The organism is Methylobacillus flagellatus KT, from assembly GCF_000013705.1.
Classification (GTDB): domain Bacteria; phylum Pseudomonadota; class Gammaproteobacteria; order Burkholderiales; family Methylophilaceae; genus Methylobacillus; species Methylobacillus flagellatus.
In genome coordinates, this window is sequence record NC_007947.1 from 2083628 (window position 1) to 2105544 (window position 21917).

The window sequence follows — 21917 nt, forward strand, 5'->3', positions numbered from 1 at the left end:
GTCATGAATGCTTTCAAACTCCCTTCATGGTTGAACGGCGGAAGCTCAATGGCGGCTCCCATCATTATCATCATGCTGCTTGCCATGATGATCTTGCCATTGCCAGCCATCGCACTGGACGCCTTGTTCAGTTTCAACATTGCGCTTTCCATCCTGGTATTGCTGGTCGGCCTGCAAACCTCCAAGCCGTTGGACTTCATTGCCTTCCCGACCGTATTGCTAGTCACCACCATGCTGCGCCTTTCACTCAACGTAGCCTCGACCCGTGTCGTCTTGACGGAGGGCCATACCGGCCCGGATGCCGCCGGCAAAGTGATTGAAGCATTCGGCCATTTCCTTATCGGTGGCAACTACACCGTGGGGATCGTCGTATTCGTCATCCTGACCATCATCAATTTCGTCGTCGTTACCAAGGGTGCTGGCCGGATTGCGGAAGTCGGCGCCCGGTTCACCCTGGATGCCATGCCCGGTAAGCAGATGGCAATTGATGCGGACCTGAACGCTGGGCTGATTGGTGAGGAAGAAGCACGTAGCCGCCGCAAGGAAATTGGTCAGGAAGCCGAGTTCTACGGTGCTATGGACGGTGCCAGCAAGTATGTGCGTGGCGATGCAGTGGCGGGAATACTGGTCATTGTCATCAACATCCTCGGGGGATTGATCGTTGGCATGGTCCAGCACGACCTCAGCTTTGCCGATGCAGTCAAGAACTATACCCTGCTGGCGATCGGAGACGGTTTGGTGGCACAGATTCCAGCCCTCATCATCTCGGTAGCAGCCGGTGTCGTCGTTTCCCGCGTCGCCGATGACCGTAACATCAGCAATCAATTGACAGAACAACTACTGTCCAATCCCCGTGCCATTTACATCACAGCCGCGATCATTGCCGGCTTGGGCCTGATTCCAGGCATGCCTCATTTTGCCTTCCTGGTGCTTGCAGGATTGCTCGCTGGTGTTGCCTTCACGGCCGAGAAAAAACAGCAAGTCAAGGAGGCCGAGCCTGAAACAGCTCCTGCCGAGGTCAATGATTCTCCGGAAGCCAGTTGGGATGACGTCATGCCTGTAGATGTCATCGGCCTGGAAGTCGGCTACCGCTTGATTCCATTAGTCGATGTCGCACAAGGTGGTGATTTGCTGAAGCGCATCAAGGGACTGCGGAAGAAGTTTGCGCAGGAAGTCGGCTTCTTGCCGCCTCCCATCCACATCCGCGACAACCTTGAGCTGCGCCCTGCAGGCTACCGGATTACCTTGAAAGGTGTTGAAGTCGGCAGCGGCGAGTCCTTTCCTGGGCAATATCTGGCCATCGACCCCGGCAATGTCACCGGCCCACTCAGCGGCACAACCACGACCGACCCGGCATTCGGGCTGCCGGCCGTATGGATAGAAGCCAATACCCGCGACCAGGCCCAAGCCATGGGATACACCGTGGTCGATACCAGCACCGTCATCGCCACCCATCTCAATCATATGATCACATCCCATGCTGCAGAACTGCTGGGGCGCCAGGAGGTACAACAGCTGCTGGATCATATTGGCAAGGAGTCTCCCAAGCTGGTTGAAGACTTGGTACCCAAGGCACTCAGCCTGTCCAGCGTGCAGAAAGTGCTGCAGAACCTGTTGATGGAAGGCGTGCATATCCGCGACATGCGCACCATCATCGAGACCCTCTCAGAACATGGGCCACGCACCCAGGATACCGACGAACTCACCTCGCTGGTCCGCATCCAGCTCGGGCGTGCCATCGTGCAGCAGCTGTTTCCCACCGGCAATGAGGTGCCGGTCATGACATTGGACCACAACCTGGAACGCTTGCTGATGCAGGCATTGCAGGCCAGCGCCAATGGCGGCGCGGCCATCGAGCCGGGACTGGCAGAAACACTTTCAACCCAGGCGGCAAATGCCGCCAAGCAACAGGAACAAATGGGGCTAGCCCCGGTATTGCTGGTTCCTGGCTCGCTGCGCACCGCATTATCCAGATTCCTGCGCCGCGCAGCGCCGCGCCTGCGGGTGCTCTCGCATGAAGAACTTCCTGATACCAAAACCATACGCGTTACCAGCCTGATCGGAGGCCAAGCATGAACATCAAACGTTACTTCGGAAAAAACTCCCGCGAAGCCTTGAACATGGTCAAGCAAGAACTGGGAGCCAATGCCGTCATCCTCTCCAACCGTGCCGTCGAAGGCGGCAATGAAGTACTGGCGTTCCGCGAGGAAGACATGGCGGCATTGGTGGCACGCGACAAGCCGACGCCAAGCCCGGCCAAGGTGCGTCATTCACCAGCCGATACAGAAGAAACCCTGGTGTCGATGCTGAACCGCAACCAGCGCATCCTGAAACCAGCGGAACCGTTGAACCAGCAGCAACTGCTGCAACAACGCTCACTCGCGACAGGAAGCAAGGGCACGCACAGTGAGCCCCATGCGACTGCCGCCGCCCAGGTTGCCAAGCCCTTGGTCAGAAGCAGAGAGCACGCAGGGAGCGAACAGCCCGGGCAGGACCGCCTGGCCCAGCGCGAATTAGCTCATATGATGCAAGAGCTGCGCTCCATGCGCGGCGCCATCGAGTCACAGCTGACGGAAATCACCTGGGCCAACATCCAGCAGCGCGATCCGGTCAAGTCCAATATACTCGGCAAGATGATCTCGGCAGGATTCAGTGCCGGGCTCGCGCGCCAGATCGCGGAGAAGGTCCCTGCTGACCACAGCGAAACAAATGCCATGAAATGGCTGCAGAATGTGATCAGCAACAATATCCACACCATTAGCGACGAGCAGCAGATTCTGGACCAGGGCGGCATATATGCCTTGGTCGGCCCGACTGGCGTCGGCAAGACCACGACGACGGCCAAGCTGGCAGCCCGCTTCGTGATGAAGCACGGTCCGCGCAAGCTAGCCCTCATCACGACCGACTCCTACCGCATTGGCGGGCACGAGCAACTGCGGATCTACGGCAAGATCCTCGGCGTCATGGTGCATGCCGTCAAGGACGAAGCCGACCTACGCATTGCCCTGAACGAACTCAAGGGCAAGCACACCATCCTGATCGACACGGTCGGCGTCAGCCAACGTGACCGTATGGTGGCGGAGCAAATTGCCATGCTGTCCAAGACAGGCCTGCCCATCAAAAAGATCCTGTGCATGAACGCCACCAGCTCTGGCGAAACCCTGGTCGACGTCATGGACGTATACAAACGCTACGGCCTGGATGGCGGTATCATCACCAAACTGGACGAGGCCGCATCGATCGGCAGCGTCCTCGATATCATCATCCGAGAACGCCTCAAGCTATATTACGTCGCGAATGGTCAACGCGTGCCGGAAGATATCCATCTCGCCAACAATCACTTCCTCGCACACCATGCCTTCAAGATGACACGCCAAAAAGCGGAGCAATTCCAGTTTCGCGAGGCCGAAATGCCCTTCCTGATGGCGAATGTCGCTACCAGTGGCAGAATCCTGGAGGCGCCGCATGAATCATCAGTACAAAGACCAAGCGGCCGGCTTGCGCCGCCTGATGGCGGGCCCCAAGCCAAGAATCATCTCCGTCCTGTCGGCAGCTGGAAAACCCGAACATACGCGCTTCATGACCAATCTTGCCGCTCCGCTGCATCGGCAGGGCAATACAGTGCTGGTCGTCGAGGCAACCAGCACCCCGGTGCACGAGGCGAGGCACTACGGCATAGATAGCAACCAAGCCACATTACTGGAGGCCCTGCTGCGCCCAGAACTGCTCCAGCCGTTAATCACCGATGACAGCCGTGGTTATTCTGTTGCAAAATTACTGCCAGGCAATACTGCCAGCCGCTTTCTGCAACAAGACAACATCAAGCAGCAACTCGAGCGTTTATTCTTGACCATGGCAGGTCAGCACGACATCGTACTGGTGGATGCTGCGCTCACCGTTGAAGACACCATGCCGCTGGACGTACTACACCATGGGGAGATACTGATACACATGACGCGGGATACCGGTTCCATTACCCAGGCCTATACCTTGATCAAGCGGCTATGCAGCCAGGTAGGCAGGCGTACCCTGGATATTGTGGTGTCGCATGCAAGTGAGGCGCAGGCCCATGTGGTGTTCAATAATATCGCCGCGGTCGCGCACCGGCATCTTGATATCAAGCTCGACTTTGCTGGCCTCATCCCGTCAGATGAGCATCTGAATATCGCAGCAAAACTTGGGCGCAATGTCATCGAAGCCTTTCCCAAGACCAAGGCTGCGGCAGCATTTAAGGCATTAGCAGGCAAAATAGACCATAATCATGGTTTATTGGAAACGTCGCTCAGCTAAGAGGACCCAAGTGATGTATACCTTGCATGGAAAAACCAGCCCGAAGGAAGAACTGCTGAAGCAGCATGCAAGCCTGGTCAAAAAGATTGCGTACCAGCTCAAGGCCAAGCTGCCTGCCAGTGTCGACATCGATGACTTGATACAGGCTGGCATGATGGGACTGCTCGATGCCAGCAATCGCTATGAAGATAACCATGGCGCGCAATTCGAGACCTATGCGGCCCAGCGTATCCGTGGCTCCATGATTGATGAACTGCGCCGGGCCGACTGGCTTCCACGCAGCGTGCGCAAGAATATGCGCGATGTGGAAAGCGCCGTGCACCTGCTGGAACAGAAACTCGGTCGGCCTCCCACCGAAGGCGAGCTTGCCCGAGAACTCAACCTGTCCATGGATGATTTCCAGGGGATGCTGGACGACTGCAGTGGGCACCAGCTCATCTACTACGAAGATTTCAGTGAACAGGACAGTGGAGACCACTTCCTCGACCGCTATCAATCCGATGATTCGGGAGACCCGCTGAAGGCCCTACTTTCCAGTGACTTCCGGGAAGCGTTGATCGAAGCCATAGAAGCGTTGCCTGAGCGCGAAAAAATCCTCATGGGCCTCTACTACGAGCAGGAAATGAACCTCAAAGACATCGGCGCCATCATGAGCGTATCCGAATCCCGGGTTTGCCAATTGCACACCCAGGCCGTCGCGCGGCTGCGCGCCAAACTGAAAGAGAAATTGTGGACTGGAGCAGTCTAGGCGGCATACTCCTTGCCCTCGCCGGCATCCTGATAGGGCAGGCGCTTGAGGGAGGGAAGTTCAGTTCCCTCATTCAGCCTGCCGCATTCATGATCGTACTGTTCGGTACCATAGGTGCCGTGCTGTTGCAGACCCGACCCGTATTTTTCATCCAGGGGATAAGGTTATTGCAATGGGTCGTGTTTCCCCCGCAGGACGACAGGGAAAAACTGGCGCGCCGTATCACCAGCTGGAGCCAAATTGCGCGCAAGGACGGCATCCTGCTGCTGGAGAACCATATGTACTCGGAACAGGATCCCTTCGTGAAAACGGCATTGCGCCTGGTGATCGATGGAACGCCTCCCGAAAAGATCCGCGATATCTGCAACGTGGATATCAACCGCTATGAGGCAGCGCAGCGCAATGCGGTCAAGATATGGGAAGCCGCTGGCGGCTATGCTCCAACGATTGGCATCCTGGGTGCTGTGCTCGGCCTGATCCATGTCATGGAGAACCTTTCCGACCCAGGCAAGCTGGGCAGCGGCATCGCAATTGCCTTTGTGGCGACTATTTACGGCGTAGGTTTTGCCAACCTGCTCTTCCTGCCGATCGCCAATAAGCTCAAGGCACTCGTGCAATTGCAGACCACCCGGCGTGAAATGGTGGTCGAAGGCGTGGTGGGGATCGCAAATGGCGAGAATCACAAGATTATCGAAGAACGCTTGAATGCTTACTTACGCTGAATCTGGGTGGATATGGGAAGAAGAAGAAAATTTGAGGATGAGCCAGACAACAATGACCGTTGGCTGGTCTCCTATGCAGACTTCATTACCCTGCTGTTCGCTTTTTTCGTCGTCATGTATGGCATCTCATCAGTCAACGACCAGAAATACAAGGAACTCACCTCTGCCCTGGGCAGCGCATTTAGCGGCAACACCAACGACAATACCTCCAGCCCCTCGCCTGATACTCCTCCCGCTGCGGATAGACATGTCCTGAAGACAACGCCCACCAGCAGCCTGATCCATGCCCTGCCGCTATCGCGGCTGCAGAAGGAGAGGCAGCGCAAGGAACAAGAAAGCATTAGCGCCATGATTGCCACACTCAACCGCGCGCTAGGCAATTTGGCCACCAACGGCAAAATCAGCATCAGCAAAACCAGCTTGGGCGTACGCATCGATATTGCCGACGGTGTATTGTTTCAGGCAGGCTCGGCAGCCATCAAGGCGGAGGCAGACGCTCCTATCAGTGAAATTACACAGATACTGGCTGACCAGCAATATGCCATCCAGGTAGAGGGCCACACCGACAATGTCCCGATCAGCAACGCCCAGTTCCCTTCCAATTGGGAGCTCTCTTCGATGCGGGCCACGAGTGTCGTCCGCAAAATGATAGAAAACGGCATTGATGCCGCACGGCTCAGTGCCGTCGGTTATAGCGACACACAGCCCATCGCTGATAATCAAACGGCGGAAGGGCGCGCGCAGAACCGTCGCGTCTCTATCATGGTGCTTTACCACAAGCCTGAAAAACTTCAGGGCGCAGCCAATCAGCAATAAATAAAAAAGCCGGGAAACCTCCCGGCTTTCTACTGTTCTGTCGTAACCTGCTCAAGCATGGGCATTGTAGCGCGTTGAACCGGTACTAGCCTGGCCATTGGGCCCGTAGAACTGCTCCAGTGAAGGTGGCCTGCCCAAGGTATCCAGTACCTGCTGGTTACGCCGGAACTGCTTACTGATCAAAATCCCGTTCACGCGATTGAGCTCCTTGGCTTGATCTATCAGGCTTTGGAACCTACCCCAGGATTTCTGTATGACAGCATCCTGAACTGCTATCCAGGCAGCAAGGCCGCGCTCGTCAGGGCCGAATCCCAAGCCAGTAATTGCCTGGTAGCGGGCCTGGGTACTAGCGTTGATGTCCTGCAAGACACGAGCCTTGTCATTCAGCAAACCTTCCATGGCGTCCACATCCACCTTGACCAGGCTAGCCTGCTCACGCTTCAGGAGCTCCAACAGGTTTTCGGTCAATGCAATTTCATGCTCAAAGCTGGCTGTGGTCATGTCAGGTCACCTTTTATTCCTGCGCAGCTTCAACGTTGAGCTGTCAACAGGTCTTTCACTGTATTGATCAGGCCATCTGCGACTTTTTCAGAGTCAACCCTAAACTGGCCGCTGGAAATGGCAGATTTGATCGCGTTGACTTTGTCCGCGTCATACACTTGCTCACTGGCCCCGGCTGCTTCAATAGATTGCAATTGCGCGGCTAGGGGAGACAAGGTGACGCTTTCACCGGCAACAGGCGCCTTGTTTTCGCTGGCGCGAGGAGCAGGCCTGTTCTCCGTCTTGTCATTGTTAAGCGCAACTGCTTTCTGAAGTGCGTCATCGATTTTCATGGCAATTCCTTAAGCTGGTTTCATCGCGGCAAAACCGCATACCGATATATTGCTCTTATCGGCAGCATTTTTGTCAACTTTAATGAAAAAGTTTAAATCCTTTTGCCTGCAGTCACAAAGCCTGTCGCCGTGTTATATCCATTACGCCGTCAATATTGCTAGAAAATGACCTCGATCAGGCCGCCCCGGCGGGCCAAGCCACTCACCACCCGGCCATTGCCCACTTTCACCTTCACGCGCTGGCCGTCTCCTGCGCTAGTGAGGGCCGTCCCTTCCGCTGACACCTTGAATCCCTCGCCCATGGTGTTGAGTATGACTTTCTGCCCCTGTTGCACCACCGGCAATACGCGTAACATCTCCTGCCGCAATACCGTGCCTGCGCTCAACGGCACATATACCGCCCGTCCTATTGCCTGGCTGGCATCGGTAAATACGCCCGGCGGCAGCTTGGCAAGGTCGCCATGGCTCTTGGCCAGGTCCTGCTCGGTAATGATATGCCCTTGCGCCAGCGGCGCGGCGGCAACCAAGTATTCCGCCATGACCTGCACATTGGCCTGTACATAAATCGTCCAGACTTGCGGTGCACTGCAGCGAACCCCTACGCTGGTCCGTCCCCATATCCTGCTGCCGGCAGCAAGCGACATCTGGAGTTGGTCGCAACTGGCAAGCTTGAGGCGCGGGTCGATGGCGAGTGCGGAGACCGACACCTTGCCGGGCAGGCCTGTACTCTGGCTCAGCAGGAACTGCTCCACCTGAACCCGCAACTGCGTCAGGTCCTGGTGGCTGGAGGCGGCATCAACCGGCGCGCCCCACAAGCCGACAATCAACCAGGCTGCGATCCGTCCGGTGATAGATACTCGCTTCATGTCTCACCCCTCAGTTATATATTGGCGCTATCTTTACTGACAGTGCGCGGGAATTCAGATCAAGTTGCATTTTACTGAGACGCGCAAGCGCATAAACGGAAAACAAAAGGGGAAATTCCGCGTTATTCACGCAATGAGATTGGCATGACAAGTCCTAGACTCACAATCATCTGAAATAACGGCAGTCGCATGCATTTCTTGACCGCCGCCGTTAGCAAAGGAGGTTGTTACGATGAACAAGCTGGACGCCGCACTCAATTTCCACCAAACCGCATTGCGCGTACGCGGACAACGCCAGGAGCTGTTGGCCGCCAATATCGCCAATGCCGACACGCCCGGCTACAAGGCGCGCGACATCAATTTTGCCGATACATTCAAGCAGGCCCTCACTGGTGCATCTGGCGGACTGAAAGCCGATACAACGCATCCTGGTCATATTCCAGCCACCGCCAGCCACCAGAACGGCGTGCTGTACCGCTCCATTATCCAAGGCAGCGTCGACGGCAACACCGTGGACATGGATGTGGAGCGCACCCAGTTTGCCGACAACGCATTGCGCTATGAAGCCAGCGCCACCATGATCAGCGGGCAGATCAAGAAACTATTGTCTGCGATACAGGGCCAATAATGGCAACTGACCTCAATCTTGAAGGAGGCACGCATGTCACTTTTTAATGTATTCAATATTTCCGGGTCAGCCATGAGTGCGCAGGGACAGCGCCTGAATGTCGTGGCCAGCAACCTGGCCAACGCCGACAGCGTCACCAGCTCCAATGGCCAGCCCTACCGCACCAAGCACATCGTGTTTTCCGCTGTGCCGGTGAATGCCAAGGGTGATGCACAAGGCGTCAAGGTGCAGCAGATCGTGGAGGACCAGGCACCTCCACAACTCAAATATGATCCCAAGCATCCCCTGGCCGACGCAAACGGCTATGTCGCCATGCCCAATGTCAATGTCACCGAAGAAATGGTCAATATGATCTCGGCCTCGAGGTCGTACCAGAACAATGTTGAGACCATGAATGCAGCCAAATCCATGCTGCTCAAGACGCTGACCATCGGCCAATAAACCTCAGTCCCTGAAAGCGAGTAAAGACCATGACAAGCACGCCAGGCATCTCCGATTCTCTGCTCTCCAGCATGAATGGCAGCGGCGCCAACAACAATACCAGCGCCATTTCCGAAACCCAGGATAGATTCATGAAGCTGCTGATTGCACAAATGAAGAACCAGGACCCCCTCAACCCAATGGACAACGCCGAGGTGACGAGCCAGATGGCGCAGCTGTCTACCGTGACCGGCATTGAGAAAATGAACGCCTCGCTGTCCACATTCATCAGCAGCATGCAGGCGACACAGGCCCTGCAGGCTTCCAGCCTGATCGGCAACACTGTCCTGGTGGAAGGTAACAGTACCTACCTTGCCCCCGCAGAGACCGAAGGCGAATCCGCTGCCTATTTAGGTGTCGAGTTACCCATTGGCGCCGATAAGCTCACGGTCAACATCAAGAATGGCGCAGGCAATGTTGTGAAGACCATCACCGTCACCAACCAGCCGGCGGGTATTTCCTCCCTGGGGTGGAATGGTTATGGCGATGACGGCACAAAACTGCCAGATGGCCGCTACACGATAGAGGCGACCGCAACCACGGGTAACAGCAGCGTGGCATCTACCCCACTGAGCTATGAGCAAGTCATGAGCGTGTCCACCGGCAGCGATGGGGTCAAGCTCAACCTGAGCAATTTGGCAGCGATCACCACAGACCAGATCAAGCAGATTTTCTAACCACCACCCAGGATTTCACCACCAGGAGAACAACATGGCTTTCCAACAGGGTTTGAGCGGACTCAACGCCGCATCCAAGAACATTGAAGTCATCGGCAACAACGTTGCCAATGCCAGCACCGTGGGATTCAAGCAATCACGCACGGAGTTTGCCGATGTATATGCCAACTCCCTGGGCGGCGGCAACGCTTCCAAGATCGGCATCGGCACCAAGATCGCCGCGATTACGCAGCAGTTCACGCAGGGCAACATCTCCAACTCCCAGAACCCGCTGGATGTCGCCATCAATGGCAATGGGTTCTTCCGCATGAGCGACAATGGCGCCATCACCTACAGCCGCAATGGTCAGTTTCAGCTGGACAAGGACGGCTACATCCAGAATGCCGCCGGCCAGCGGCTGACCGGATATGCCCTGGCAAATGGGCAGATCCAGACCGGCGCATTGACTGAGCTGAGAATCGATGCCGCTGATATGCCCCCGCGCACCACGACATCCATCACAGGCCCTTTGAACCTGGATTCCCGCGCCGAGATCCTGGACCCGGCCAATTTCGACATCGACGATCCATCAAGCTATAACCACTCTACCCCGATCGAAGTGTTCGACTCACTGGGAAACTCCCATTCCGTACAGCTTTATTATCTGAAGAGCGGCATTACCACCGCGCCCAATGCCACTACGACGTGGACTGTCATGGCCAGCGCCAATGGCAGCCAGCTGATGCCCAACCCGATTGGCACCATGGTATTTGATGGCTCTGGCATCGACCCGGCCATTACCCTTGCGCCACTCAGCATCCCGTTGAGTAGTGGAGGCCTGACTCCCATGTCGGTAACCTTGAACTTGACTGGCAGCACGCAGTTTGCCAATACCTTCAATGAAAGCGACCTCGGGCAAGATGGTTATGGAGCAGGCCGCCTTTCCAGCTTCAGTATTGGTGCAGACGGCTCCATCCTCGGACGCTACTCCAACGGCAGAAGCTCCGTGCTTGGTCAGGTTGCACTCGCCAACTTTCGTAACCTCAACGGATTGCAGCCACTGGGGGACAATCAATGGGCTGAAACCTCCGAGTCCGGCCCGCCCATCGTCGGCGTTGCCAACTCCGGCGGGCTGGGCGTCCTGCAATCCTACCGCCTGGAAGACTCCAACGTCGACCTGACCGCAGAGCTGGTCAACATGATCACTGCGCAGCGCGTCTACCAGGCCAATGCGCAAACCATCAAGACGGAAGACCAGATCATGCAGACGCTGGTCAACCTGCGTTAATGCGATGAAGCATGAGAGGCGGCTCACAATACTCAGCTACAGATACAACCATGTCAGAAGCGTGTTGTGAGTCGCGATTGAATAAAAGAAAGGAACCACCATGGACCGCCTGATCTATACCGCCATGACTGGCCTGAAGCACATCATGGAGCAGCAATCGACCACGGCCAACAATCTGGCAAACGCCACGACCACCGGCTTTCGTGCCCAGATAGACAGTTTCCGTGCGGTTCCGGTATTGAGCGACGGCCTGCCCACGCGGGCATTCGTTGTCGATGCCACAGTGGGCACCAACTTCAACAGCGGCGTCATTAATACGACCGGACGAGAGCTCGACCTCGCCATCCGTGACCAAGGCTGGTTTGCCGTGCAAAGACCAGACGGCACCGAGGCCTACACCCGCAACGGCAATTTCAAGTTGAACGAGAATGGCGTCCTGCAGACCCAGGACGGCATGATGGTACTCGGCGACAACGGTCCCATTACGATCCCGCTCGAAGCCAAGGTGGCTTTCGCCAACGATGGCATGGTATCGGCAGTGGCTACCAATGTCGTTCCTCTATTCACGAACATGATAGGCCGGCTCAAATTGGTCAACCCAGGCGATGACAACCTGGTGCGTGGTCCTGACGGCCTGTTCGAGACAAGAAACCGCGAGCCGGTGCCAGCAAGCGCAAACGTCACCATTGTGAGTGGCGCGCTGGAAGGCAGCAATGTGAACGTGGTGGAGGAAATGGTCAACATGATTTCCCAGGCACGCCAGTTCGACCTGCAAACCAAGCTGATCCAGAATGCGGAGAATAACGCCACAAAAGCAGGTCAGATCTTCAGTTTAAGTTGAGCAATGCTGGAGTAGCATAGGCTTACATTCAAGAATCCCGGCAGCCCCAGGCTGCCATTGCAAAGGAGCAGACCATGATACGCTCGCTATGGATCGCCAAAACTGGCCTTGACGCCCAACAGATGCAAATGGACGTGATTGCCAACAACCTGGCCAACGTCAGCACCAACGGCTTCAAGAAAACCCGCGCCGTATTCGAGGATCTGCTCTACCAGAACATCCGCCAGCCCGGTGCACAATCCTCCCAGCAAACCCAGTTGCCTTCGGGCCTGCAACTGGGGACTGGCGTGCGTCCCGTGGCGACCGAACGCATCCATATTCAGGGCAACCTGCAGCAAACCGGTAACAACAAGGATGTTGCCATCAGCGGTGAGGGATTCTTCCAGGTGCTTCTGCCAGACGGCTCCACGGCCTACACCCGCGACGGCGCCTTCCAGCTTGACAACCAGGGCCAGCTGGTGACCGCCAGCGGCTTTACTGTGCAGCCTGCCATCATCGTGCCACCCAATGCACTGAGCCTGACCGTAGGACGCGACGGCACGGTATCGGTGGTGTTGCCGGACAATCCCAACAATGCCGTGCAGATCGGCACCTTCCAACTGGCGACGTTCATCAACCCCGCCGGGTTGCAGTCGCGTGGTGAGAACCTGTATATCGAGACAGCCGCCTCGGGACCCGCCAATATCAACCAGCCTGGGCTCAATGGCACCGGCTTGCTGGTGCACCAGTATCTGGAAACTTCCAATGTCAACGTCGCGGAAGAGCTGGTCAGCATGATCCAGACGCAGCGCGCCTATGAAATCAACAGCAAGGCGATTTCCACTTCCGATCAAATGCTGCAGCGCTTGTCGCAACTATAAGCCTGGCAAAATCGTCGGCGGCAAAGGACAACATATGCAAACGTTTCTCTATCCAAGAACCTGGCTTATCTTGGGCCTGCTGCTGCTCGGCAGCGGCTGTGCCGTCACGCCCAAGACCATCACCCAGGTCCCCAACACCGCGCGCCCGGCGGCTCCCAGCCAGGCAGTCTACAACAGCGGCGGCATCTACAGTCCAGCCACCTACCGGCCGCTGCTTGAAGACAAGCGCGCACGCCTGGTGGGTGACACCATCGTCATCAATATCACCGAGAACACCTCAGCCACCAAGTCCGGCTCCAACTCTGCCAGCAAGTCTGGAGCCGTCAACGCCGGCATTACCGGACTGTTTGGCCACAATGTGCCCAAGGCCAGCTTCAACGCCGCCTCGGATAACGCTTATGACGATGCTGCCGCCTCCAACTCCCGCAACGTATTTACTGGCACCATCAGTGCCACTGTGACGGAAGTCTTGCCCAATGGTCACCTGGTCGTCAGCGGCGAGAAGCAGGTAGCATTCGACCGTGGCACGGAATTCGTGCGCTTTTCAGGCGTAGTGGACCCGATGTATGTCGCTGCGGGCAACAGCGTCCCTTCCAGCCGGGTTGCTGATGCCCGCATTGAATACCGTACCAACAGCAATCTTGACACAGCCCAGGTGATGTCCATCCTTACCCGCTTCTTCCTGAGCTTCGCGCCTTTGTAAAGTTGACATCATGACACTCACACGCCCTCTCGCCCTGATCTCCGCACTCGCTGCGCTAATACTCGCCCTTCCAGCCGATGCAGAGCGCATCAAGGACCTCACCACCATTCAGGGCGTGCGTTCCAACCAGTTGATAGGCTATGGCCTGGTCGTCGGGCTGGACGGCACAGGCGACCAGACCACACAAACCCCGTTTACGGTGCAAAGCATCGTCAGCATGATGCAACAAATGGGTATCAACCTGCCCAGCGGCACCAACCTGCAATTGCGCAACGTGGCCGCCGTCATGGTGACCGGCAACCTGCCGCCCTTCGCCCAGCCCGGTCAGCCCATGGACGTCACGGTGTCATCCATGGGTAACGCGCGCAGCCTGCGCGGCGGCACCCTGCTCATGACACCGCTCAAGGGTGCCGACAACCAGGTATATGCCATGGCGCAGGGCAACCTCGTCATTGGCGGCGCGGGGGCTGGCGCCAGCGGCACCAGCACGCAGATCAACCACCTTGGCGCGGGGCGCATTTCAGCAGGCGCCATCGTGGAGCGCGCCGTGCCTAGCCAGCTGACTGAAACCAGCACCATCAGACTGGAGCTCAAGGAGGCCGATTTCTCCACCGCCAGCATGGTGGTCGACGCCATCAACAAGCGCTTCGGCAATGGCACCGCCACGCCACTCGACGGGCGCGTGATCCAGGTGCAGCCGCCAATGGATATCAACAGGATTGCCTTCATCGGCAACCTGGAAAACCTGGACGTGAAACCTTCCCAGGGGCCAGCCAAGGTGATCCTCAATGCCCGTACCGGCTCCGTGGTCATGAACCAGGCTGTGACGCTGGATGACTGCGCCATCTCTCATGGCAACCTCTCCGTCGTCATCAACACCGCGCCCGCCATCAGCCAGCCCGGCCCATTTTCCGGCGGGCAGACGGTCGCTACCCAGGTTTCCCAAGTGGAAATCAACAAGGAACCTGGCCAGGTCATCAAGCTGGATAAAGGCACTTCGCTTGCCGATGTAGTGAAGGCCCTGAATGCCATCGGCGCTACGCCGCAAGACCTGGTGGCCATCCTGCAGGCCATGAAGGCTGCAGGATCGCTGCGCGCCGACCTGGAAATCATATAGGAGCACACACCATGGCTTCTTACGCGCTCAATACCGACATCAATGGCAAGATTGCAGCCGATGCCAACAGCCTGAATAACCTGAAGTACGCTGCACGCGACAATAGCCCGGAATCGATCAAGGCAGCGGCGGTACAGTTCGAGGCCTTGATGATCAACATGATGCTGAAAAGCATGCGTGACGCCACCCCCAAGGAAAGCATGTTCGACAGTGAACAAAGCCGCACCTTCCTGTCCATGCTCGACCAACAGCTCAGCCAGCAGATGGCCGCACGTGGCACCGGGCTTGCGGATATGCTGGCCCGCCAGTTGCAAGGCCGCCTGACCAGCGTACCGCCGGAAGCATTGGACTCCCTTGCCGGCTCACCGGAACACCCGCCCTTGAATCCGGGCCTGGCAGCAGGCAATACCAGCCAGCCTCTGCCAACAAATGCACATGAATTCGTGCAGCAGATGCGCCGGCATGCGGAAGCCGCCAGCCAAGACAGCGGTATCCCCGCCCACCTGATGCTGGGCCAGGCAGCGCTGGAAACAGGATGGGGCAAGCGACAGATCACCGGTACCGACGGTACTGCAAGCCACAACCTGTTTGGCATCAAGGCCGGCCCGAGCTGGAAAGGCAAGACGGTAGAAGCGCTCACTACCGAATATATCAACGGCATGCCGCAAAAGCGCATCGAGACATTCCGCGCCTACGACTCCTATGCAGACTCCTTCCGTGATTTTGCCAATATGATGCGCAACAACCCGCGGTATGGAAATGTCATGGAAAACACCGGCAGCGCCGCTAGCTATGCCCAGGCGATGCAAGAAGCAGGCTATGCCACCGATCCCCAGTATGCCAGCAAGCTGCGGCGGGTGATCGAGAACATCTCGGCCGCTTAAAGTTTCCCAATTTTATGCCGTTCACCCACTTAGGCCACCTTGATCGATACGCCCCATGTCCAATATATTCAACATCGGAAAAACTGCACTTAATGCAGCCCAGGTAGGCATCAGCACCACAGGCCACAATATTGCCAATGCGAATACCGAAGGCTATTCGCGCCAGGTGATTGTGCAGTCTGCCGGACAGGCCCAAGCCTGGGGCTTCGGCTACCTAGGCAACGGGACACAGGTCGACACGGTCAAGCGTGTTTACAACGAGCTGCTTTCGCGCCAGATCAGCAATAGCCAATCGATTGCCAGCGGCATCAACACCCAGCTTTCCAACATCAACCATATCAACAACATGCTGGCCGATGCAGAAGCAGGCCTGTCTCCCGCCATACAGGATTTCTTCGCCTCGATCAACGACCTGTCCTCTGCTCCCAACGACCCGGCATCGCGCCAGGCCATGCTGTCTACCGCAGAAGCCCTGTCAAGCCGCTTCAACGGCCTGGGAAGCCGGCTGCTGGAAATGCAGGGCTCAGTCAATGCGCAACTCAACGCCAGCGTCAACACCGTCAACCACTATGCCAAGGAAATCGCGCGGCTCAACGAAGTCATCGATGTGGCAACGACCAGCACCGGCCAGCCACCCAATGACCTGCTGGATCAGCGCGACCAATTGGTGCTTGCGCTGAACAAGGAGATCAAGGGCACCGTCATCGTGCAAGATGGCAACCGCTACAATGTCTCCATCGGCAATGGCATTCCACTGGTCAATGGCTTGAAATCGTACTCGCTGACGACGGTAGACTCGCCCACCAACCCGGGCAGGCTGGAAGTCGCCTACCAGGCCGGCGCGACCACCTCCATTCTGGCAGAGCAGAGTCTACAGGGCGGCGTCATTGGCGGCCTGATCGAGTATCGCCGTGAATCCCTGGACAAAGCTCAGAATACATTGGGGCAGATTGCCGTCGCGCTGGCGCAGTCATTCAACATCCAGCATCAGCAGGGGCTCACCAATGGCGATGTGCAAGGGGGTAATTTCTTCAACATCCCCTCACCGCAGGTAAATGCCAGCAGCCACAATACCGGCAGCGCTGATCTTGCGAGCAGCATTGTCGATGCCAGCCTGCTGACGGCAAGCGACTACCGCCTGCGTTATGATGGGTCCAACTACAGCATCACCCGCCTCAGCGACAACACGGTGCAAACCTTCAGCAGCCTGCCGCAGACCGTAGACGGCGTCAGCTTCTCACTGGCAGGCGGCTCGATGAGTGCAGGCGATCAATTCATGATCAGGCCGACTGCCAATGCGGCGGCCGATCTCTCCGTCGCCGTCAAGCAGATCGAGGACATTGCAGCCGGCGCGCCCACGATCACGACGACCGCAGCCGGCAGCAATACAGGCAGCGGTGTGATCAGCGGAGCCAGGGTAAGCGCTAGCTATGCCAGCTCCCCCCTGGCAAGCCCCTTTACCCTGAGCTACAACAGTGGCAGCCTGGGTGGGTTTCCCGCCGGCGAACCCATCACCGTCACCACCAGCGCTGGCACAACCACGACCTACCCAGCAGGCAGCACCATCCCCTACAGTGCCGGGGCCGCCATCAGCGTGGCAGGCATCAGCTTCAGCCTGAGCGGCGCCCCCGCAGATGGCGACCAGTTCACTATCGCAGCCACGACATCCAACGCGGCGGGTGATAATCGCAACGCGCTGCAACTGGCTGCACTGCAAAATACCAAGACCATGCTCGGCGGCACTGCCTCTTATCAGGGTACCTTCAACCAACTGGTCAGTTACGTGGGCAATCGCACCCGGGAACTCCAGGTCACGGGCGCAGCGGAAAATACGCTACTGGCACAATCGATCACCGCCCAGCAAGGCGAATCGGGAGTCAACCTGGATGAAGAGGCGGTCAACCTGATCCGTTACCAGCAAGCCTACCAGGCCGCAGGCAAAGTCATGCAGATTGCCAGCACACTGTTTGAAACAGTGCTGTCGATCAGATAAAAGATAAACGAGGAACGTGCCATGCGTATCAGCACCAACACCCTATACCAGAATGGCCTGAGCAGGCTCTCCCAGCTGCAGGTCGATCAAGACCGCCTGATGCAGCAGATTTCGAGCAAAAAACGCATCCTGACGCCCGCGGATGATCCCGTAGGCGCTGCTCGCTCGCTGGAATTGCAGAACTCGCAGCGCGTCAATACCCAGTTCGAGCGCAACCGCATGTTTGCCGAAAACAGCATGAACGCAATCGAAGGCAACCTGCAAGGCGTGACCGATCTGCTGATTGCAGCAAAAGCCAGGCTTGCCGAGGCAGGCAACGCTTCCTACGACGACGTCCAGCGCAGCTATATCGCCATTGACCTGCAAAACGACCTCGAGGCGCTGGTTGCCCTGGCAAACGCACAGGATGGCAGCGGCAACTATCTCTATGCCGGCTACAGTACCGACACTGCGCCCTACACCCTCAATGCCGGGGGTGCGACCTACAACGGCGACAACCAGGTCCGCCAACTGCAGGTTTCCGCCAATCGCCAATTACCGGTGGCGGAAAACGGCCCCAGCGTATTCCAGGCGAATGGCAATGATGTATTTGCCGCATTGGCCACCATCACCGACTTGCTGCAGACGCCCGTCACCAGCCCCGCAGACGCCCAGGCGCTGCAGGATGGCCTGGCAGCCGCCAGCGATGCCTTGCAAGGAACGCTGGACAATGTACTTACCGTACGCGCCCGCAATGGCTCCGCCCTCAAGGAAATTGAGGCACTCAACAGCGATGGCAGCAGCCGTGACCTGCAATATGCCAAATCGCTATCGGAACTGCAGGATCTAGATTATGCCAAGGCCTTGTCAGACCTGGCCAAGCAGCAGACGGTGCTCGAGGCCGCTCAGAAAGCTTTCGTTGCCACGACCAGCCTATCCCTGTTCAATCTGATTTAGGCCACTACTTCGATGAAGTGGCCGCGATAACGCGCAAATAAAAAGCCGGATGCATGCTCCGGCTTTTTATTTTTCTGCCCTGCCAGGCACCTATACCCCCAGCGCCTCCACCCAGGCCAGAGCTGCGACATGGGCATCATTGACCTTGTTCGGGTCAAGCTGCAGACTATCCGCCAACGCAATGATGCGGCTGCTGTCCTGGCTCTCGCAGGCCTCGGCCAGCTGCAGAAATGGCCCGTAAATACCCTGCCGATGCAGCAAGGCATCCTGAATCGCTTCAGGCAAGTCTATCTTTTCCAGCACCCGTTCCATCGGCATTTCCAGCATCAGGTCCAGCATGGAGAACACGCCTGTCACAAACAGGTTGTCGCGCCCGGTCTTGTCGAAATAACCATCGCCCAGGAGTTCGGTCAGGCGGCCCCGGGTGATCGAGGTTTTCATGAGTGCCGGCGCTGCGGCATTTTCCCCGGCGGTCACCATCAACAAGGTTAGCCAGCGATACAGCTGCTTGGTGCCGATGATCGTGAGCGCATGGCGCAGGGATTGTATTTCGCAGGACAAGCCAAACCCCACGGAATTGATATAGCGCAGCAATTTGAACGACAATGCCGCATCGCGCTTGAAGCCGTTCTCGATATCGCGCAGGTCGGCATCGCGGCTGATCATGTTCAACAAATCCAGCACGACGGCAAAGGCCGGGTTGATCACCTTGGCCGTGAAGGTCTCGGTATGGGCGAAATAAAACCCCTGGATCAGGTGGAAGCCGATCTGGCGGCACGCCTCGTAGTGGTGATGATGCTCGACCTTTTCTGCCACCACCGTGACGCCGAGTATCTGGTATTCCAGGAAACGCCGCGCCACTTCGTCCATGGTGTAGGCCAGGATATCGATCTTGACATAGTCGGCATCATCGATCAGCGCAGACCCGACCAATGAAGCCCCCTTGTCCTTGAGCGCAATCCGGTAGCCGCGCCGACGCAGGAAGCGGCAGCGCTCCAGTACCTCAGGGCTTGGTGCCACCAGCGCTTCCAGCTCCAGCACCGTCTTTGCAGGCGGCAATAATTCCAGAAGCTCGCTGTGCAGCATTTCTTCACTGATATTGAGAAACGCCAGCTTGTCGCCCAGCAGCCACTGCGTACCCATGTCGTTGAGGGTATTGACCAGCACACGGTTGCAAGCCTGAAGGCTGTTCTCATATATCGCACTCGTCGCCTCGGCGCTATGCCGGAAGAACAGCTCGTAAGCCACGATTTCCTGCAACGGGTTCATGATGGGTTGACGACCGATATAGGCTTGATCTTGTGTCATGCAAACATACTTTCCAGATAACATTCTTGTTTAAGCGGTCAACAACAACAAAACTTGATACAACGTCGCCATCAAGTTCATGTGACCCTTTTACTCTCCCCGCGGCACATCGACGACAGAATATGCCAGTGTCTGCATGAAGCTCATGCTCTCGTGCATCAACCGTTGTACAGGCTGCATCATGTAAGGCAGTGCCAGCATCAGCAAGAGGAAACCCAGCGATATTGTAATCGGGAAACCGATCCCGAACAGATTGAGCTGCGGCGCAGCCCTCGTCAGCACGCCCAGCGCCAGGTTTGCAAGCAGCAACGCCGCGATGATGGGCAACGACATCAACAGTCCGGCGCTGAATATCTTGCCCCCCCACAAGGCGATTTTATAGGGATCCAGGCCAAAATTCGGTTCCGCCGTGACAGGGAAGCTGGAAAAACTCTCGGCCAACGTGGAAATGACCACCAGGTGTCCATCGATACTCAGGAAAAGCAGCATGGACAGCACCACCAGAAACTGTCCGATCGAAGTGCTCTGTCCCTGCGTCTGTGGATCATAGAACATGGCAAACCCCAATCCCATGGTCATCCCTGCGGTATGTCCTGCCAGCTCTACCGCCGAAAAAATGATGCGCAGGCTGAATCCCATTGCCGCACCAATGATGACCTGCTGGCAAAGGATCAGCAAGCCGTTCATGGAAAACACCGACACCGGGGGAATATCTGGAATCGACGGCATCACAGCCACAGTCAATACCAGGCCGAGCCCCAGCTTGACGTTGTTGGGCAGCGCGCGATGGTTGAAGAGCGGCGCCACCGCAATAAAGGCGAGTATGCGGGTGAGTGGCCACATCAGGGTTGCCACCCACACCTGCAGGAACTCTTCAGGCACCGTCACCATGCGGACTCATTCACCCCGCCAGCACAGGAATACTCGTGAATACCGCCCTGAGGTAATCGGTGAATACTGACAACATCCAGGGCCCGGCAATCAGCAAAGTGGCAAATACGCCCAGCAGCTTGGGAATGAATGTCAGGGTGGCTTCGTTGATCTGCGTTGCAGCCTGGAAAATACTGACCAGCAAGCCGATGGCCAACACCACCAGCAACATGGGCCCTGCCACCATCAGCAATATCTCCGCCGCCTGGCGCCCCATGGTCATGACGTGTTCGGGACTCATATGCTCACCCTCTTACACTCTCAATAGAAACTCTGCGCGAGCGAACCCAGCAGCAATTGCCAGCCATCCACCAGCACGAACAGCATCAGCTTGAACGGCAACGCTACGATCGCCGGCGACACCATCATCATCCCCATCGACATCAGGATGCTTGCCACCACCATATCGATGATGAGAAAAGGAATGAAGATCGCAAACCCGATCTGGAAAGCCGTCTTCAACTCACTGGTCACGAAAGCCGGGACCAACACACGCAATGGCACCTCTTCCGGGGTAGCGACGGCATCCGCGCGCGACATCTTGAAAAACAAGGCCAGGTCGGATTCGCGCGTCTGCTTTAGCATGAACTCCTTGAGCGGAATGGAGCCACGGACCATGGCCTCCTGCATGGTGATGCGTTCTTCGTCGAACGGCTGGTAGGCCTCGGTGTAGATGCGTTCGAACACCGGCCCCATGACAAAGAAGGTCAGGAACAGCGCCAATCCCACCAGCACCTGGTTGGGCGGGGAGGACTGTGTACCCAGCGCCTGGCGCAGCAATGAGAGCACAATGATGATGCGGGTAAACCCGGTCATCATGAGCAAGGCGGCGGGCAGGAAAGTCAGGGAGGTGAGCAGGATCAGCGTCTGGATGCTCAGCGAGTAATTCTGTCCCCCGCCCGGTGCGGGCTGGCTATTGATCAGTCCCAGGCCGCCAGGCTCTGCCGCATGCCCCAGCAATGGCAAGCAGAGCAAGGCCAGGGGGAATAAAGCAGTGAAACAACGTGGATGCATGGCG

24 protein-coding genes are annotated in these 21917 nt (G+C 57.1%); 17 read left to right on the forward strand and 7 right to left on the reverse strand.

Annotated features, from left to right (window positions below; all coding sequences use genetic code 11):
* Nucleotides 1-3: 3 nt before the first annotated feature.
* The 6 genes from flhA to motD are packed head-to-tail and all read left to right on the forward strand — an operon-like array spanning nucleotide 4 to nucleotide 6576.
* Nucleotides 4-2076 carry a flagellar biosynthesis protein FlhA gene (flhA, locus tag MFLA_RS09935; RefSeq protein WP_011480166.1) on the forward strand — a complete coding sequence of 691 codons (2073 nt, stop codon included), beginning with the start codon at nucleotides 4-6 and terminating at the stop codon, nucleotides 2074-2076.
* Nucleotides 2073-3683 carry a flagellar biosynthesis protein FlhF gene (gene flhF, locus MFLA_RS09940; protein ID WP_011480167.1) on the forward strand — a complete coding sequence of 537 codons (1611 nt, stop codon included), beginning with the start codon at nucleotides 2073-2075 and terminating at the stop codon, nucleotides 3681-3683. Before flhA ends, flhF begins: the two co-directional genes overlap by 4 nt.
* Nucleotides 3580-4290 carry a MinD/ParA family ATP-binding protein gene (locus MFLA_RS09945; protein WP_048811679.1) on the forward strand — a complete coding sequence of 237 codons (711 nt, stop codon included), beginning with the start codon at nucleotides 3580-3582 and terminating at the stop codon, nucleotides 4288-4290. Before flhF ends, MFLA_RS09945 begins: the two co-directional genes overlap by 104 nt.
* Nucleotides 4291-4303: 13 nt before the next feature.
* Nucleotides 4304-5038 (forward strand): RNA polymerase sigma factor FliA, encoded by a 735-nt coding sequence (locus tag MFLA_RS09950; protein ID WP_011480169.1) that lies wholly within the window; start codon nucleotides 4304-4306, stop codon nucleotides 5036-5038.
* Nucleotides 5020-5760, forward strand: a complete 741-nt coding sequence (locus MFLA_RS09955) for a flagellar motor protein (RefSeq protein WP_011480170.1) — start codon at nucleotides 5020-5022, stop codon at nucleotides 5758-5760. The genes MFLA_RS09950 and MFLA_RS09955 overlap by 19 nt, the downstream gene beginning before the upstream one ends.
* 12 nt (nucleotides 5761-5772) lie before the next feature.
* Nucleotides 5773-6576: a flagellar motor protein MotD gene (motD, locus tag MFLA_RS09960; RefSeq protein WP_011480171.1), complete on the forward strand. Its 804-nt coding sequence runs from the start codon at nucleotides 5773-5775 to the stop codon at nucleotides 6574-6576.
* A gap of 51 nt (nucleotides 6577-6627) precedes the next feature.
* On the opposite strand, the gene MFLA_RS09965 is transcribed toward motD, so the two are convergent.
* The 3 genes from MFLA_RS09965 to flgA all read right to left on the reverse strand — a co-directional run bounded on the left by MFLA_RS09965 (nucleotide 6628) and on the right by flgA (nucleotide 8275).
* Entirely contained in the window at nucleotides 6628-7077 is a 450-nt protein-coding gene (locus MFLA_RS09965; protein ID WP_011480172.1) for a flagella synthesis protein FlgN, read from the reverse strand.
* Nucleotides 7078-7106: 29 nt separating this feature from the next.
* Nucleotides 7107-7409, reverse strand: coding sequence for a flagellar biosynthesis anti-sigma factor FlgM (gene flgM / locus MFLA_RS09970; RefSeq protein WP_011480173.1), 303 nt, complete (start codon nucleotides 7407-7409; stop codon nucleotides 7107-7109).
* Between the two features lie 158 nt (nucleotides 7410-7567).
* The gene (gene flgA, locus MFLA_RS09975) at nucleotides 7568-8275 is read right to left on the reverse strand and encodes a flagellar basal body P-ring formation chaperone FlgA (protein WP_011480174.1); all 708 of its coding nucleotides are present in this window, start codon (nucleotides 8273-8275) and stop codon (nucleotides 7568-7570) included.
* A gap of 232 nt (nucleotides 8276-8507) precedes the next feature.
* On the opposite strand from flgA, the gene flgB reads away from it, so the two are divergent.
* The 11 genes from flgB to flgL all read left to right on the forward strand — a co-directional run bounded on the left by flgB (nucleotide 8508) and on the right by flgL (nucleotide 18661).
* The gene (flgB, locus tag MFLA_RS09980; protein WP_011480175.1) at nucleotides 8508-8903 is read left to right on the forward strand and encodes a flagellar basal body rod protein FlgB; all 396 of its coding nucleotides are present in this window, start codon (nucleotides 8508-8510) and stop codon (nucleotides 8901-8903) included.
* A gap of 33 nt (nucleotides 8904-8936) precedes the next feature.
* Nucleotides 8937-9344, forward strand: coding sequence for a flagellar basal body rod protein FlgC (flgC, locus tag MFLA_RS09985; protein ID WP_011480176.1), 408 nt, complete (start codon nucleotides 8937-8939; stop codon nucleotides 9342-9344).
* A gap of 29 nt (nucleotides 9345-9373) precedes the next feature.
* A complete protein-coding gene (locus MFLA_RS09990; RefSeq protein ID WP_011480177.1) occupies nucleotides 9374-10060 on the forward strand; it encodes a flagellar hook assembly protein FlgD in 687 nt (228 codons plus the stop codon).
* A 34-nt stretch (nucleotides 10061-10094) separates the two neighbouring features.
* Nucleotides 10095-11327 (forward strand): flagellar hook protein FlgE, encoded by a 1233-nt coding sequence (gene flgE / locus MFLA_RS09995; protein ID WP_011480178.1) that lies wholly within the window; start codon nucleotides 10095-10097, stop codon nucleotides 11325-11327.
* A gap of 100 nt (nucleotides 11328-11427) precedes the next feature.
* Entirely contained in the window at nucleotides 11428-12168 is a 741-nt protein-coding gene (gene flgF / locus MFLA_RS10000; protein ID WP_011480179.1) for a flagellar basal-body rod protein FlgF, read from the forward strand.
* A gap of 74 nt (nucleotides 12169-12242) precedes the next feature.
* Nucleotides 12243-13028: a flagellar basal-body rod protein FlgG gene (flgG, locus tag MFLA_RS10005; RefSeq protein ID WP_011480180.1), complete on the forward strand. Its 786-nt coding sequence runs from the start codon at nucleotides 12243-12245 to the stop codon at nucleotides 13026-13028.
* Nucleotides 13029-13062: 34 nt separating this feature from the next.
* A complete protein-coding gene (locus MFLA_RS10010) occupies nucleotides 13063-13731 on the forward strand; it encodes a flagellar basal body L-ring protein FlgH (protein ID WP_011480181.1) in 669 nt (222 codons plus the stop codon).
* A 10-nt stretch (nucleotides 13732-13741) separates the two neighbouring features.
* Nucleotides 13742-14848 (forward strand): flagellar basal body P-ring protein FlgI, encoded by a 1107-nt coding sequence (locus MFLA_RS10015; RefSeq protein ID WP_011480182.1) that lies wholly within the window; start codon nucleotides 13742-13744, stop codon nucleotides 14846-14848.
* A gap of 11 nt (nucleotides 14849-14859) precedes the next feature.
* On the forward strand, nucleotides 14860-15732 hold the full coding sequence (gene flgJ / locus MFLA_RS10020) for a flagellar assembly peptidoglycan hydrolase FlgJ (RefSeq protein ID WP_011480183.1): 873 nt from the start codon (nucleotides 14860-14862) through the stop codon (nucleotides 15730-15732).
* 55 nt (nucleotides 15733-15787) lie between these two features.
* Nucleotides 15788-17725 (forward strand): flagellar hook-associated protein FlgK, encoded by a 1938-nt coding sequence (flgK, locus tag MFLA_RS10025; protein ID WP_011480184.1) that lies wholly within the window; start codon nucleotides 15788-15790, stop codon nucleotides 17723-17725.
* Nucleotides 17726-17746: 21 nt separating this feature from the next.
* A complete protein-coding gene (gene flgL / locus MFLA_RS10030; protein WP_011480185.1) occupies nucleotides 17747-18661 on the forward strand; it encodes a flagellar hook-associated protein FlgL in 915 nt (304 codons plus the stop codon).
* 90 nt (nucleotides 18662-18751) lie between these two features.
* Here the strand turns inward: flgL and MFLA_RS10035 are convergent, their stop codons facing one another.
* The 4 genes from MFLA_RS10035 to fliP all read right to left on the reverse strand — a co-directional run bounded on the left by MFLA_RS10035 (nucleotide 18752) and on the right by fliP (nucleotide 21913).
* On the reverse strand, nucleotides 18752-19969 hold the full coding sequence (locus tag MFLA_RS10035; RefSeq protein WP_048811680.1) for an EAL and HDOD domain-containing protein: 1218 nt from the start codon (nucleotides 19967-19969) through the stop codon (nucleotides 18752-18754).
* Nucleotides 19970-20059: 90 nt separating this feature from the next.
* Nucleotides 20060-20860: a flagellar biosynthetic protein FliR gene (fliR, locus tag MFLA_RS10040; RefSeq protein ID WP_011480187.1), complete on the reverse strand. Its 801-nt coding sequence runs from the start codon at nucleotides 20858-20860 to the stop codon at nucleotides 20060-20062.
* Nucleotides 20861-20870: 10 nt separating this feature from the next.
* Nucleotides 20871-21140, reverse strand: a complete 270-nt coding sequence (fliQ, locus tag MFLA_RS10045; RefSeq protein ID WP_011480188.1) for a flagellar biosynthesis protein FliQ — start codon at nucleotides 21138-21140, stop codon at nucleotides 20871-20873.
* A gap of 20 nt (nucleotides 21141-21160) precedes the next feature.
* Complete coding sequence (fliP, locus tag MFLA_RS10050; protein WP_011480189.1) at nucleotides 21161-21913, reverse strand: flagellar type III secretion system pore protein FliP; 753 nt, start codon at nucleotides 21911-21913, stop codon at nucleotides 21161-21163.
* Nucleotides 21914-21917: the final 4 nt, after the last annotated feature.

Bases quoted from the DNA above. Each gene is read 5' to 3' on its own strand.
- flgB (WP_011480175.1), top strand. From the start codon at position 8,508: ATGAACAAGCTGGACGCCGCACTCAATTTCCACCAAACCGCATTGCGC.
- flgA (WP_011480174.1), bottom strand. From the start codon at position 8,275: ATGAAGCGAGTATCTATCACCGGACGGATCGCAGCCTGGTTGATTGTC.
- fliQ (WP_011480188.1), bottom strand. From the start codon at position 21,140: ATGAGTCCCGAACACGTCATGACCATGGGGCGCCAGGCGGCGGAGATA.
- flgF (WP_011480179.1), top strand. From the start codon at position 11,428: ATGGACCGCCTGATCTATACCGCCATGACTGGCCTGAAGCACATCATG.
- MFLA_RS09990 (WP_011480177.1), top strand. From the start codon at position 9,374: ATGACAAGCACGCCAGGCATCTCCGATTCTCTGCTCTCCAGCATGAAT.
- flgJ (WP_011480183.1), top strand. From the start codon at position 14,860: ATGGCTTCTTACGCGCTCAATACCGACATCAATGGCAAGATTGCAGCC.
- fliR (WP_011480187.1), bottom strand. From the start codon at position 20,860: ATGGTGACGGTGCCTGAAGAGTTCCTGCAGGTGTGGGTGGCAACCCTG.
- flgC (WP_011480176.1), top strand. From the start codon at position 8,937: ATGTCACTTTTTAATGTATTCAATATTTCCGGGTCAGCCATGAGTGCG.
- MFLA_RS10035 (WP_048811680.1), bottom strand. From the start codon at position 19,969: ATGACACAAGATCAAGCCTATATCGGTCGTCAACCCATCATGAACCCG.
- MFLA_RS09950 (WP_011480169.1), top strand. From the start codon at position 4,304: ATGTATACCTTGCATGGAAAAACCAGCCCGAAGGAAGAACTGCTGAAG.
- flgE (WP_011480178.1), top strand. From the start codon at position 10,095: ATGGCTTTCCAACAGGGTTTGAGCGGACTCAACGCCGCATCCAAGAAC.
- MFLA_RS10010 (WP_011480181.1), top strand. From the start codon at position 13,063: ATGCAAACGTTTCTCTATCCAAGAACCTGGCTTATCTTGGGCCTGCTG.
- fliP (WP_011480189.1), bottom strand. From the start codon at position 21,913: ATGCATCCACGTTGTTTCACTGCTTTATTCCCCCTGGCCTTGCTCTGC.
- MFLA_RS09945 (WP_048811679.1), top strand. From the start codon at position 3,580: ATGACCAATCTTGCCGCTCCGCTGCATCGGCAGGGCAATACAGTGCTG.
- flgM (WP_011480173.1), bottom strand. From the start codon at position 7,409: ATGAAAATCGATGACGCACTTCAGAAAGCAGTTGCGCTTAACAATGAC.
- flhA (WP_011480166.1), top strand. From the start codon at position 4: ATGAATGCTTTCAAACTCCCTTCATGGTTGAACGGCGGAAGCTCAATG.
- flhF (WP_011480167.1), top strand. From the start codon at position 2,073: ATGAACATCAAACGTTACTTCGGAAAAAACTCCCGCGAAGCCTTGAAC.
- MFLA_RS09965 (WP_011480172.1), bottom strand. From the start codon at position 7,077: ATGACCACAGCCAGCTTTGAGCATGAAATTGCATTGACCGAAAACCTG.
- motD (WP_011480171.1), top strand. From the start codon at position 5,773: ATGGGAAGAAGAAGAAAATTTGAGGATGAGCCAGACAACAATGACCGT.
- flgL (WP_011480185.1), top strand. From the start codon at position 17,747: ATGCGTATCAGCACCAACACCCTATACCAGAATGGCCTGAGCAGGCTC.
- MFLA_RS10015 (WP_011480182.1), top strand. From the start codon at position 13,742: ATGACACTCACACGCCCTCTCGCCCTGATCTCCGCACTCGCTGCGCTA.
- flgG (WP_011480180.1), top strand. From the start codon at position 12,243: ATGATACGCTCGCTATGGATCGCCAAAACTGGCCTTGACGCCCAACAG.
- flgK (WP_011480184.1), top strand. From the start codon at position 15,788: ATGTCCAATATATTCAACATCGGAAAAACTGCACTTAATGCAGCCCAG.